Source organism: Desulfotomaculum sp. (genome assembly GCF_982386235.1).
In genome coordinates, this window is record NZ_CEVWQM010000021.1 from 58,202 (window position 1) to 72,019 (window position 13,818).

Here is a 13,818-nt window from a genome sequence, read left to right on the forward strand (position 1 = left end):
AAATCAAGAGGTATATAGAATGAATATAGGAATCAATGTTATTCCATTAAGGCCAGGGGAAGTTGGCGGTATAGAAATTTACATTCGTGATTTGTTAAGACATTTGCTGATTCTGGATAAAGAAAATCAATATATCCTGTTTACTGCGGATTATAATCACGATACATTTGAAGAAAAAGATAATTTGAAAAAAATACTGATACATAAAGAGAACAAAATACCATGTAAGCAATGGTTAAGATTTATACCTAATATACTAATAAGCAAGTTAAGAAGTACAAGGAACTTAAATAAATCAAAAGCATTAATAGATGTGATCGTTGAAAATAAAATTGAATTGTTATTCTGTCCATTTGGTAACTTAGATCCAAGGCCTGTTCATATACCAAGTGTTATAACAATACCCGATTTACAGCATGAATATTTCCCAGAGCATTTCTCTCAAATGGAACTAGAACATAGAAACACCTTTTATCCAGAATCATGCCAAATGTCAACAAGGGTCATTGCTATTTCTGACTTTACAAAGAAGACAATTGTTGAAAGATATGGTATTTCATTAGAAAAGATAAAAACAATTTGGTTAGCCCAGGGCGATCAATTTCAGGATCAGCTTCGTGTAGTTCAATCTAGTACGGTACAACAAAAATATAATCTCCCTTTAAATTTCGCATTCTACCCTGCAAATACTTGGCCCCATAAAAATCATAAAAACCTTATTCTCGCATTTGCCCATTACAAACAGATAACGGGTAAGGAGAAACCATTAGTTCTAACCGGGGCTAGTATAGAAGGGCGTAAAAATATTGAGGCACTTGTTGCTGAGCTTAATCTTGATAAAACCGTATTCATTTTAGGGTATATCCCAAGGGAAGACCTTCTAGGTCTATATCTCTTAGCTGATTACTTAATATTCCCCTCAGTTTTTGAAGGCTTTGGAATACCTATTGTTGAAGCTATGGCCTGCGGATGTCCAGTGTTGGCGTCAAATACTACTAGCCTTCCAGAAATTATTGGTGAAGCCGGAATTTTATTTGATCCTAAAAGCCCCAAAAGTATACTAGATGCAATGATGCTGATAGAGAACTCTCCAGATAAGCGACAGTATATTATCAAAAAAGGATACCAAAGAGCAAATATGTTCTCTTTACGTAAAACAGCACAAGAAACAATAGAAGTGTTTTTTGATGCATATAACAATAGAAAATCAGAAGATTATGCGGTTGCATCGGGTATAGCTGGTGATGCTTGGTTGATTGAGCCAGCAGTATTTACTTTGGTAATCATTTCTGATTGTACACATCTAAGATTTACTGGTGAATTGCCGGGAATAGATTTGATAATTCCACAAGTCTTAGATGTATTCATCAATAATGAACATTTTGAAGTAATTGAGGTTAATGATCCGGGAGAGTTTTCTTTTTCTATTAAGATTAATAATTTGGTAAGAAATAGCTACTACACTATTAAAATCAAACCACATAAATGGTTCGTACCCAGTAAAGTTGGCATGGCGGATAATAGAGAGCTGGCTGTAAAAATTTATGAAATGTATTTAGAAAGTAAAACAGCAAGCAAATGTATATGGAAGTATGGAGGCCGTTAGATGCAAGCACAATACCCATTAGTAAGTATAGTAGTACCTTCATTTAATCAAGGAAAGTTTATTAAGGAGACTATAGATAGTGTACTGAACCAAAACTATCCCAATATAGAACTGATTGTCATGGACGGAGGGTCAACAGATAACACGGTTTCTATCCTGGAAAGCTACAAAAATAGGTTTTATTGGACATCAGAGAAGGATAAGGGTCAATCCGATGCAATTAATAAAGGGTGGTTAAAGTCAAAAGGGGCAATACTTGCCTGGCTAAATTCTGATGACACCTATTTACCGAATTCTATAACAACAATTGTTCATTATTTTAAGAATAACCCAAATATTGATGTGGTTTATGGGGAGGGTTATCACACCTACGAAGATGGCACCATTATGGAACGTTATCCAACCGAACCGTTTAATTTTGAAAGACTAAAAGAGACTTGTTTTATATGTCAACCTACCGTATTCATGAAAAGGGAAGCATTATTAGAAGTTGAATATGTAAACCAGCAGCTTAATTTTTGCATGGATTATGATTTGTGGTTAAGACTAGCCCAAAAATTTAGGTTTGGGTATATACCCGAATACTTAGCAACGAGTAGGCTTTATTCAGAGAATAAAACGCTTGGTCAAAAAGAAAAAGTTCATGCGGAAATTGTGGACATGTTATTTAATAACTTAGGGGTTGTACCACCCTCATGGGTCTACGGTTATGCGCATGCAGTACTAGAGACTAAATACGATAGGAATATCCGTTCCGAGAATCTAAAATTTATAACTAAACTAATTATGCTTTCAACTAAGACGTTCTGGCGATATAACAAAAGATTGCCATTGGGAGAGGTAGGGACAATGCTGACTTGGTTTTCACATGGTTTACTTAAAGTATGGGGACTAAAAAGATGAGGATTGGTATAGATTGCAGCTTGGTACCTGGGGAGCGCGTTGGGGTTGGGCAATACGCCTATAATCTCGTGAATTCACTGTCGCAAGTGGATGATTTAAATGAGTACATATTATATCCTGTTTTTTATTATATCTTTCATCCACAGTATAAGGATGTGTTATGGGATAATCTAAATGCTAATTTTAAGTTGGCATATAACAGAATTCCTGAGAAGTTGTTAAAAGTGCTGTGGAAAAGGGATATCCCTTATTTTAATAGGGGGTGGTTATTAGGTAATGTCGACATTGTTCATACCACTACTTTTGTAGTTCCAGAGATTAACCCTAAAAAACATTTAGTTACAACGATTTATGACGTGAGTTTTGTTACTCATCCTCAGTACCATATGCAGGCCAATGTCCAACACTGCTATAAAGGAACACTTAGAGCTTTACAAAAAGCGGATCATATAATTGCTATTTCTAACTATACGAAGGGTGATTTAATAAACTACTTCGGGGCCAAAGAAGAAAATATTACTGTTACTCATTTAGCTGCTGGAAGTCATTTTAGTGTGCCCTTAGACAATTTAACATTGAATGTGATTACTAAAAAATTTGATTTGCCAGCAAAATTTATTTTGTTCGTAGGGTCTTTAGAGCCAAGGAAGAATGTAATAAGCCTTATAAAGGCTTATTCACTATTATCCAAAAATATTAAAGCCGAGCACAAATTAGTCATAGCTGGGGGTAAAGGGTGGCTAAATAGTGATATTAAAGATATGATAGTTAGCTTAAAACTAGAAGGGAATGTAAAGTTTACTGGTTATATAACTGACGAAGAATTGAAAGGGCTATATTACTTGGCCAGTCTGTTTGTGTACCCATCATTTTATGAAGGTTTTGGGTTACCCGTTCTGGAGGCAATGTCTTGTGGTACGCCAGTTATTACATCTAATGTCTCTTGTTTACCAGAAATTGTTGAAGATGGGGCCATGTTAATTAGTCCTACAGATGTTGAAGAAATATCTGGAGCTATCACCATGATGTTAGAGAATGATGTGATAAAACAATTCTACAAGAGAAAGGCTCAGAAAAGAGTAACTGAATTTTCTTGGGAAAAGTGTGCAATACAGACTCAAGAGGTATACAGGAAAATTATTGACTAATTAAAAGGGGAGGGAAGGGCTTAGCCCGTTTAGATGTTCAATTTAAATGAATTGCCTTGGGACTGTGAAATTATTGAGAAACCGTGGGGAAGGGAAATATGGTGGAGTGTTACAGAAAAATATGTAGGGAAAATATTATTTGTTAAGGCTGGTCACAGTTTAAGTAAGCAATATCATATGGTTAAAAGTGAAAGCATGGTTTTTACCTGCGGAACTGGTACAATAGAAATAGATGGGGAGAAAATATCTATTTACCCTGGTCTTGTAGTAAGTATTTCTCCTGGGACTATCCATAGAGTTGAGGCTACATCGGATATCTCAATAATTGAAGTTTCAACACCAGAACTATTAGATGTTATAAGAATAGAGGATAATTATGGAAGGGAAAAAGCATAGCCCAAAAAGTTGGTATGGTTTAGAAAGTATGTTTAATACTTTTACATCTTATTTAATTATCATAATCTGCTGGTTAATATTCATCTTTCCTAGTGTATTTAATGCACAATGGGGTTTTCTTGATGATCCCCATTATTTATATGTTTCTCAAAACTTATTCAATGATAAGACTATTACAAATGCTATACTTTTCCCAGATAGTGAGTCTGGAAGGTATTTTCCTGTTTATTTTATAATACGATATATCATTTATTCTTTATGGGGACTAAGTCCATTTGGCTTTTACCTAGTCCATTCAATTACATTTCTATTAACATCCTTTCTAATCTTTTGGTTAGTAAATAATTTAACAGGAAGAAATATTACAGGAGTTCTAGCCGTCATACTCTGCATAACAGGTAGTTCCATGGCAGAAAATATATTTACACTTGGCAAGGCTGAACCATTATTAATAAACTTGTTCATATTATTAATTCTTTCATTTATTAAGCTAACAAAGGCAAGAAATTATATTTTCTGCATATTTAGCACAGTTCTTGTTTGTCTTAGTTTTTGGACAAAGGAAACTACTGTTGTACTATTTGTTTTAGCAGGGGCTTATTTAATATTCACCTACCTTCATTATAAATTTACTGACGACAAATGCTTGGTAATGTCAAGTGTATATTTAAGCTTGGGCATATTAGGAGGATATATTCTATCTAGATTGCCCCATTTATTTTGGGGAGGTACTACTTCAAAAACATATATTAGTTATCCAATTACATCAGAACTTATAATAAGTAATGTTAAGTTTTATATAGTTCAGCAACCAGACGTACTACTAATAGGTTTTGCGGTATCGTTATGGCTTATAAATGAATTATTAAAAGTCTTCAGGAACAAAACCAGTCAAGATATTAAGGGCATATATCTGATTTCTAGTATTGTTATAATGGGTTGGGCATATATTGTAGGACTATTAATCTGGCGCTGGCCAATGGGATATTACCTTTTTGTACCATCAATACTCTTCAACATGGTTTTAGCGATTGCACTAATAGATTTTATCAGGGACAATTCCAAACAGAAGCTACTTCTGACTGTAATAATGGGTGTGTTAATAGTAACAAAAGTATATTCTCTATCATATTTCTATTATGTAGGAACAACGCAGCGGTCTCAGGACCAAATATTTATGGAAGCAATAAATCTATACAATAACCTGGGACAACCCGGTCAACGATTATTAGTTGAAAACTGGGAGTTCTATACAGAGCAGGTTACAAACTCCAATATATTTATAAACGAGCTGTATGGAAAAAGTGACTTAAAGGTAGATGGTATCAAAGATTTAGTAGAATCAAGGGAAATTCCAAATGAAATTTTAAATTTATATGGTGTCCAAAATCCACCTAATAATAATACAAGGTGGCCAAGAAAAGGTGATTTTGTCCTGTTACTTACCGGTGATAAATTAGCTCACTGGTCACTTCGTGGAATTGCTCCATTTAAAAATGATTTTTCAATGCTTCAAAAACTAGGTTTTGATCTACAACTATTATCAGCTAAAGAAATCTTCCATAAGTCGCTAATTTACGATAGGTCCTCAAGTAATGTGCTATTTAAAGACACTTTCCTTGGCTATAAACTATATCAGGTCAAAAAACCTGTGCCCAGATTAAATTGGGAGGGAAGATATTCCGATGGTTGGATAGGTAAATCATCTAAATTAACGATAAACCCACAAGAGCAGAAGGTCCTTAACTTTGAAGTATTTACAGCTCTATCGGGCAAAAAGAACAGTCTTAAGATATTTAGTGATGGCAAAATAATTAAAGAAATTAAGGGCATCTCAAATAGGAAGATGAACTTTCAATTAATTGTACCAGAGGAACTAATGCAAAATAGCACATTGGAGTTCACCTTCCTAGTAGAAAATGTATTTATTCCTTTAGAATTAGGAAACAGTAACGATTCCAGGGAGTTAGGGTTATTAATAAATATTATCGATTCTGACAAATAAGTACTAGAATATGATTTTGCAGCAGGAATGGGGGGATTATATGAACAGAAGTAACCCTGTTTTGGGTATAGTGGTACCTTGTTATAATGAACAAGAAGTATTAGTTGATTCTTTTAAAAAATTAGATGAAATATATAGGGAACTAGTTAACTGTAAAATAATTAGTGAAGGAAGTTTTATCTTATTTGTTGATGATGGCAGCAAGGATCTAACCTGGGAGATAATAATTTCTTTAAAGAAGCTCAATCCCCATGTCAGGGGGTTAAAGCTTTCCAAAAACTTCGGTCATCAGAATGCTGTATTAGCGGGCATGATAACAGTTAAGGGAGAAGTTGACTGTGTAATTTCTATTGATGCTGATCTGCAGCAGGATCCTAAAGCTTTGCAGGAATTTTTATTAAAGTATCAAGAAGGTTATGATATTGTTTATGGAGTAAGGAATGACAGATGTAATGATTTACTTATAAAAAAGGCAACAGCACTATCATTCTACAAGCTGATGAATCTTATGGGAGTAAAGCTAATTAAAAATCATGCGGATTTTCGCCTTGTTAGCCAAAGGATACTGGAAGTCCTTTCAGAGTATAAGGAAGTAAATCTTTTTTTAAGAGGGATATTTCCAACGTTAGGTTTTAAAGAAACCATTATTTATCATGATGTTACGGATAGGCTGGCTGGGCAATCAAAGTATTCTATGAAAAAGATGCTATCCTTAGCCTTAAATGGAGTAACATCCTTCAGTATTATGCCAGTTAGAGTAATAACCATAACTGGATTTATCCTGTTTATATGTACACTAATGATGAGTGGGTATGTGTTATATACGGCATTATTTCGACATACTGTTTTAGGCTGGGCATCTACTGTGCTACCTATCTATTTTATCGGAGGTATACAGCTTTTAAGTATAGGATTAATTGGGGAATATATAGGAAAAATATATCTAGAAGTAAAAAGAAGACCACGGTTTATTATTGAGGAAGAAATTTAATTATGAAAGAAGAAATGTATGCTTAAAAACATGGTGATTTTTTTAATCTATACGGTAGCCAGTTCCTATGGTTTATATAAATTAAAAACTTCGGAATTTATTGACTTAAATTTTATTATTGGAACTATTTTCTATGGAGTGGGATTTTTAATCTGGTTTTTAATTTTAAAACTTTTTCCATTATCAGTTGCATTTCCGATGGCTTCGGGACTATTAATTATCTCTACTCAAGTTGTAGGCATTTGGTTCTTAAGTGAACGAACCAACATTTACCAGATTGTAGGTGTGTTATGTATTATTATAGGTATATTTTTAATAAATTTTAAAGTGGGGAATGTTATGGGGAAAATAGAACAGCAGGGAGAACATTTTGAAAGTATTTCCGCTAAGTATTATGAGTCCAGGCAGACAGAAAATCATTTATTTTTAAAGAAACTAATTTGGAATGAATTCTTTAAGAATAAAGTGTACTTGAAGAAAGATAATATTGCGGTACTTGAGCCGATGTGTGGCTATGCGGAAGGAAAAAAAATTTTAGAAAAAAACTTGAATGTAAAGATTGACTACTTTGGGTTTGATTACAGTGATAATTTGATTAATCAGGTTAAAATGTTAGACAATGAAATAAATGTGGTAAAAATGGATGTTACCAAATTTAAGCCCGAAAGAGAATATGATTTAGTCATATTAATCGGGGGGTTGCATCACATTCCCGGCTTTTCAGGCCAGGTAGTTAGTAATATATCTAAATCATTAAAAGATGGTGGTTACTTCATAAATTTTGAACCTACCCAGAATAATTTTCTACTTAAAAAGATTCGAAATAGAATATATGAAAGAAACAATCTGTTTGATAATGATACCGAAAAAGCCTTTGACTTAGAGGAACTTAATCATATTTATACATCAAATAAATTAAAGATTATTGACCAATTTTATCCGGGGCTTCTATCATATGTTCTCTATTATAATCCAGATGCTTTTCCCTTTTTCAATATAGGTAATAAGAACTGTGTTAAGCTTGCTTTTAATCTGGACAGACTGTTTTTACGTAATATAATTGGCAAGAAGCTTTCTTTTGCTACGTTAACTTTACTTCAAAAATAAAATTTTAGAATTCTATTTTTATTGCCTTTTAACTATAAAATTTTACTAGTACCAGGAGGATATCATAAGTGGTGAGTCGATTAATTTGAGGATAATAATAGACGGCTGGAACCTTACAAACATTAAGGCGGGAATAGGTAATTATACCTATAACCTTCTTAGTCATTTAATGTATATAGAAAAAGATAGTAGTACGGCAGTACTACTAAGGCCAAATATGAAAGAAATGGCTTTTAGAAATACCAGTGTGCAGACACTCTATGCAAAAAAATTGTATTCAAAATACTTACCCTGGGATGCGGAGAATATAGGCGGAAAGTTCGACCTTTACCATGAACCAAATTATATTCCACGAGTCTTTAGGGGTAAAACAGTCACCACAATATGCGACATGTCATATAGATTATTTCCTGAATATCACCCGCAACGAAGAGTTGCAGTGTTTAGATTATTTGAACATCGTATGCGTAGCTCAGACAGAATAATAACAATTTCTGAAAACTCTAAGAGCGAGATAATTAAGTTGCTAGGTATTCCTGAAGAAAAAATAGCAGTAACTTACCTAGGGGCATCGAATGACTATAAGCCAATAACACCGCAGGAAGAAGAATTAACAAAGATACGAAAGAAGTACAAGCTTCCAGAGATATTTATTCTCTATGTTGGAACCATTGAACCTAGGAAAAATTTGGTTAGACTGATTGATGCTTTTAATATTTTAAAACAACAAGCTATCTATAGAGATATAAAGCTTGTATTAGCTGGGGGTAAAGGTTGGCTGCACAACCAGATATTTGCTCGTGTCCAGGAACTGAAAATGGGGACGGAAGTATTGTTTACAGGGTATATAAGTGACGAGGATTTACCTTCCCTTTATAACATGGCAATGTTTTTTGTTTACCCCTCTATCTATGAAGGATTTGGACTGCCTCCATTAGAGGCCATGTCTTGTGGAACACCAGTAATTAGCTCTAATACTTCATCTATTCCAGAAGTAGTTGGAGATGCAGGGATTCTCGTTAATCCTTACGATATTGTAGAATTAGCTTGGGCCATGGTGAAAATGGTTGATTCTAATACTCTTCGGGAAGATATGGTAAAGAAAGGATTAGCACGGGCAGCCACTTTTTCATGGGACAAGTGTACTCGGGAAACTCTTCAAATATACAAAGATTGTATGGTAGACTAGTCTTAAGGTACTATTATAAATTATCAAAATTAGTCACACTGTGTTAGATATTTTCATAGCACCCTAATGTGGTGCTTATACGCATATAGCTAGTGGAAGAGTCCCACAGAGGAGTGATACTATGGCAAGATACAGTGACAAATTCGGATTCATTAAGAAAGAGTTATTAAAAACGAGATTAGCCGAGGTAGCCAAATTACCTGGGAGAAATGTGCTACGGACACACTAATGGTGTACGAAGACCGCGTATGAAAAATTAGAATAAAGGTGAAAACATGAAAGTTGCCATAGTTCACGATTGGTTGACTAATATGGGTGGTGCTGAGAAATTGGTGGAAATATTTCATAAGTTATACTCAGATGCTCCAGTCTATACTCTTATTTATGATGAGAAAAATATGTCACCCATTTTTAAAGAGATGGATATCAGGACATCGTACTTACAGTATTACCCTATGGCTAAGAAGAAACACCCGTTATATCTACAAATGATGCCTACAGCAATAGAACAGTTTGACTTAACTGATTTTGATTTAGTATTAAGTTCCTCTACTTCTTGTGCAAAAGGTGTAATAACAAGAGCAGATACTTTACATATATGTTACTGTAACACTCCTATGCGTTATGCATGGGATTTTTATCATCAGTATATGAAAGGTAATAATTGGATGACACGTAAATATATAGCCTATCAAATGAATAAAATTAGGCTCTGGGATAGGCTTGCGTCGGATCGAGTTGATTATTATATTGCTAATTCCAGGAATGTTGCAAAACGGATTAAGAAGCATTACCGTCGGGATGCTGCGGTAATTTACCCGCCGGTCGATACGGAATTATTTATACCTAATTTTAAAGAACCGGAAAGCTATTATTTATGTGCGGGAAGATTAGTTCATTATAAAAGGATAGATATAGCTGTAGCGGCCTTTAATAAATTAAATCTTCCTCTATGGATTGCTGGGGATGGGGTAGATTATAAATATTTAAAAAGGATTGCTGGTTCTACTATTAAGTTTCTTGGCAGAGTCAATAATGATGACTTAAGGTTACTTTATCAAGGTTGTAAAGCGTTTATTTTTCCCGGAGAAGAGGATTTTGGTATTACTCCACTGGAAGCCCAAGCCTGTGGAAGACCAGTTATCGCTTATCGTAAGGGTGGGGCTTTGGAGACTGTTGTACATGGGGAAACAGGGGTGTTCTTTGACGAACAATCTGCTGAATCCTTATCTACAGCAATAAACTATTTATTGATCTATGAAGAAAAGTTTAATTCTGAATCGATTAGAAAACATGCAGAGACATTCAGTGTAAGAAGATTTGAACAAGAGATTAAGAATTTTGTAGATCTTAAATATAGCCAATTTTTATTAAGCTAGGAATTGTATAAAAGAGGTGACATAATGAATACTAATTTTCTAAAGAGCAGAAATGCCTTTAAAGCTTATGATATTCGTGGTAGAGTACCTGAAGAACTAAATGTCGAAGTGGCTTATCGAATTGGAAGAGCCTATGCTGAGATATTTAAACCTAGTAATATAGTTGTAGGGTATGATATTAGATTATCAAGTCCAGATTTATGTGAGGCACTATCAAGGGGTCTTATGGATGAGGGCTGCAATGTAATTGATATAGGTCTCTGTGGAACGGAACAGATATATTTTAGTACATTTCACTTAGAACTAGACGGCGGTATTATGGTTACTGCTAGTCATAATCCACAAAATTATAACGGAATGAAGTTAGTACGACAGGGTGCAAAACCTATTAGTGGGGATAGTGGTTTGCGTGAAATTGAAGAAAGAGTAGTTAATGGATACTTCAAGACCAGTGTAGAAAAAGGTAAAGGTGCTTATAGAAAGCTAGAAAATAAAAAACAATATATAGATCATTTGCTTTCCTATGTAGATAGGGCCTTATTAAAACCGCTTAAAGTAGTTGTAAACGCAGGTAATGGATGTGCTGGGTCTGTTATTGATGCACTTGAAAACCACCTGCCATTTCAGTTCATAAAAGTACATCACCATCCGGATGGTAGTTTTCCCAATGGTATACCTAATCCTCTTTTACCTGAAAACAGGAAGGCAACCTCAGAGATGGTATTAAAGGTTGGTGCAGACGTTGGAATTGCTTGGGATGGTGACTTTGATCGATGCTTCTTTTTTGATGAAAAAGGTGATTTTATCGAAGGATATTACATAGTAGGTTTGTTAGCACAGTCCATATTAAGACAGTGCTCAGGAGCTAAAATAATACATGACCCTCGATTAACGTGGAATACAATTGATCTAGTTAATAAAGCTAACGGCATACCTGTTCAGAGCAAAACAGGACATGCCTTTATTAAAGAGCGCATGCGTTTAGAAGATGCGATTTATGGTGGGGAGATGTCCGCACATCATTACTTTAAGAAATTTGCCTATTGTGACAGTGGTATGATCCCTTGGTTGCTGGTTTTGGAGATGATGTGCAAAAGGAATAAATCGCTATCCGAATTGATAGGGGAGCGCATATGTATTTATCCAGCAAGTGGAGAAATAAATCGGAGAGTTTCTAACCCTAAGGAAGTTATGATCAAGATAGAAAATAAATATTTACATAAAAACCCTAAAATAGATCGTACCGATGGAATAAGTCTGGAATTTAGTACTTGGCGATTTAACTTGAGAATGTCTAATACTGAATCTGTTATACGTTTAAATGTAGAGTCGAGAAATGACAAGGAGCTATTAACAGTTAAGACTAAAGAAGTATTAGATTATATAGATTCGGCAACCTCTACTGTGGTACCGTACTAGGCTATTTTTCCAGTGGTATATCCTTGTGCTTGCCTTATATACTGAGGGAAGATCTGTATCTGTACATAATATTCATTATGGGAGAAACGACTATGGTTAATTCTGATAGCCAAAGACCAAGTTATTTTTATGGTTTAGATTATTTAAGAGCTTTTTTTGCTATCGCAGTAGTTGCGTGGCATACTAAGGTTTTTGGAATAACGGAACTTTTTGATATTACAAAAATTAATAAATTTCACGTTTCTGCAGTAGATATTGCGTATTTTAATGTGTTATTAATAGCGGTACCATTGTTTTTTCAGATTTCCCTGTTTTTATATATAAATAAAAGGGAAAAACAAAGTAATTATTTTTTAAAAAGAATTAGAGTGTTAATATCATTACTTGTCTTCTGGGTTGTTATGTATATGCTTTTAACCACGGGATTAATTGTAATTCCATTTAGCCAATGGCCATGGTTTTTTATTTCTGGGGGAAATTCAATTTTCTACTTTTTTTCAAACTTAATTTTATTAACAATTATTGCTGAAGTTTTTATAGGTATAAAAGCTAAAATAAGCATTCAAAAATTTTTAGTTTTACAACTGAGTTTACTCTCTATTACCTTTGCTATATTCATTTTTAAAACAAATATAGCAAAGGTGATACCAGAATGGTTTAAAATATTTTTTATTCCATTTTGGAGTCCGACTAATTTTTTTCCATATGTATTTTCAGCTTTTATTATTTATTACATATATCAACAAAAAGTTAGAATTAAACCGGTACTTTTTGTTTGTTTGTTTTTGGCTTATTTATTTATATGTATACTTGAATGGTTATTCCTGCAAAGTGAAATATTCTTTCCGTATGATGGCTATTTCTTCCCCCCATATGAAAGAGTATCATTAATACTAGGATCATCAGTAATTTTGGTATTTGCATTAAACAAAAATATTAAAACAACGCCACCAATAATAAAACAATTATCTGAGATGTCTTTAGGTATTTACTGTGTACACATATTTTTTTCCATTTATATAACTAAGATTTGTCCTCCGCTAAATGCCATAATTTTTTCTAGCCAAGCTTACGTATTTTTATTTGTATTCATAATGGCTTCTATCATAACCTATTTTATAAAATACAAAAGAATTATATAAAAAGATATGTCACAATAGATTTGTGAATATTTCGGGGTGGCAGAGCCACCCTTTCTTCTGGGGTAAACCAGAGGGACGGCAGACTGTTACAAAACCATCTCCATCTCTAGTAAAAATGGTAAAATATAAGCAAGAAGAGTACGAATGGAGAGATAGAGATGGGGTACCTAAAAGGAACAAATAGGGAACAATGTGGGCTATGGGTTTTGGAAGATATGGTGGATGGAGAGAGCATGGCTCGCGTGATCGATCGGTACATTGAGGTACTCAATTTGAGGCAACTGGGATTCACACGAACCATTCCAGCGGATACAGGACGCCCGGCATATCCACCCCAGGCACTGTGCAAGCTGTATGTCTATGGCTATGAGAACGGTATTCGCTCGTCCCGGAAACTGGAGCGTGAAGCACGGCGAAACGTAGAAGTCATGTGGCTTTTGGAGGGTCTTACACCGGACTACAAAACCATATCAGAGTTCCGGCGTGAAAACGTGCGCCCATTGCAAAAGCTGTTCCGGGAATTTGTACGGCTA

General features: G+C 34.4%; 12 protein-coding genes. All 12 read left to right on the plus strand.

Annotation, left to right across the window (positions count from 1 at the left end; translation table 11 throughout):
- Positions 1-19 precede the first annotated feature (19 nt).
- Positions 20-1,606, plus strand: a complete 1,587-nt coding sequence (locus tag AC1U9Z_RS12960; protein WP_479957669.1) for a glycosyltransferase family 4 protein — start codon at positions 20-22, stop codon at positions 1,604-1,606.
- Entirely contained in the window at positions 1,607-2,509 is a 903-nt protein-coding gene (locus AC1U9Z_RS12965; RefSeq protein WP_479957671.1) for a glycosyltransferase, read from the plus strand. It abuts the gene before it with no gap.
- On the plus strand, positions 2,506-3,657 hold the full coding sequence (locus tag AC1U9Z_RS12970; protein WP_479957673.1) for a glycosyltransferase family 4 protein: 1,152 nt from the start codon (positions 2,506-2,508) through the stop codon (positions 3,655-3,657). Before AC1U9Z_RS12965 ends, AC1U9Z_RS12970 begins: the two co-directional genes overlap by 4 nt.
- Positions 3,658-3,690: 33 nt before the next feature.
- Positions 3,691-4,053 (plus strand): cupin domain-containing protein, encoded by a 363-nt coding sequence (locus AC1U9Z_RS12975; protein WP_479957675.1) that lies wholly within the window; start codon positions 3,691-3,693, stop codon positions 4,051-4,053.
- Positions 4,034-6,058: a hypothetical protein gene (locus tag AC1U9Z_RS12980; protein WP_479957677.1), complete on the plus strand. Its 2,025-nt coding sequence runs from the start codon at positions 4,034-4,036 to the stop codon at positions 6,056-6,058. Before AC1U9Z_RS12975 ends, AC1U9Z_RS12980 begins: the two co-directional genes overlap by 20 nt.
- A gap of 40 nt (positions 6,059-6,098) precedes the next feature.
- Complete coding sequence (locus tag AC1U9Z_RS12985; protein WP_479957679.1) at positions 6,099-7,049, plus strand: glycosyltransferase family 2 protein; 951 nt, start codon at positions 6,099-6,101, stop codon at positions 7,047-7,049.
- A gap of 18 nt (positions 7,050-7,067) precedes the next feature.
- Positions 7,068-8,156 carry a methyltransferase domain-containing protein gene (locus AC1U9Z_RS12990; RefSeq protein WP_479957681.1) on the plus strand — a complete coding sequence of 363 codons (1,089 nt, stop codon included), beginning with the start codon at positions 7,068-7,070 and terminating at the stop codon, positions 8,154-8,156.
- Between the two features lie 85 nt (positions 8,157-8,241).
- Positions 8,242-9,345, plus strand: coding sequence for a glycosyltransferase family 4 protein (locus AC1U9Z_RS12995; RefSeq protein WP_479957682.1), 1,104 nt, complete (start codon positions 8,242-8,244; stop codon positions 9,343-9,345).
- A 275-nt stretch (positions 9,346-9,620) separates the two neighbouring features.
- A complete protein-coding gene (locus AC1U9Z_RS13000; protein ID WP_479957684.1) occupies positions 9,621-10,724 on the plus strand; it encodes a glycosyltransferase in 1,104 nt (367 codons plus the stop codon).
- Between the two features lie 24 nt (positions 10,725-10,748).
- Positions 10,749-12,143: a phosphohexomutase domain-containing protein gene (locus AC1U9Z_RS13005; protein WP_479957686.1), complete on the plus strand. Its 1,395-nt coding sequence runs from the start codon at positions 10,749-10,751 to the stop codon at positions 12,141-12,143.
- Positions 12,144-12,235: 92 nt separating this feature from the next.
- Complete coding sequence (locus AC1U9Z_RS13010; protein ID WP_479957688.1) at positions 12,236-13,285, plus strand: acyltransferase family protein; 1,050 nt, start codon at positions 12,236-12,238, stop codon at positions 13,283-13,285.
- A 158-nt stretch (positions 13,286-13,443) separates the two neighbouring features.
- A partial coding sequence (locus tag AC1U9Z_RS13015; RefSeq protein ID WP_479957690.1) for a transposase occupies positions 13,444-13,818 on the plus strand: 375 nt, incomplete at its 3' end.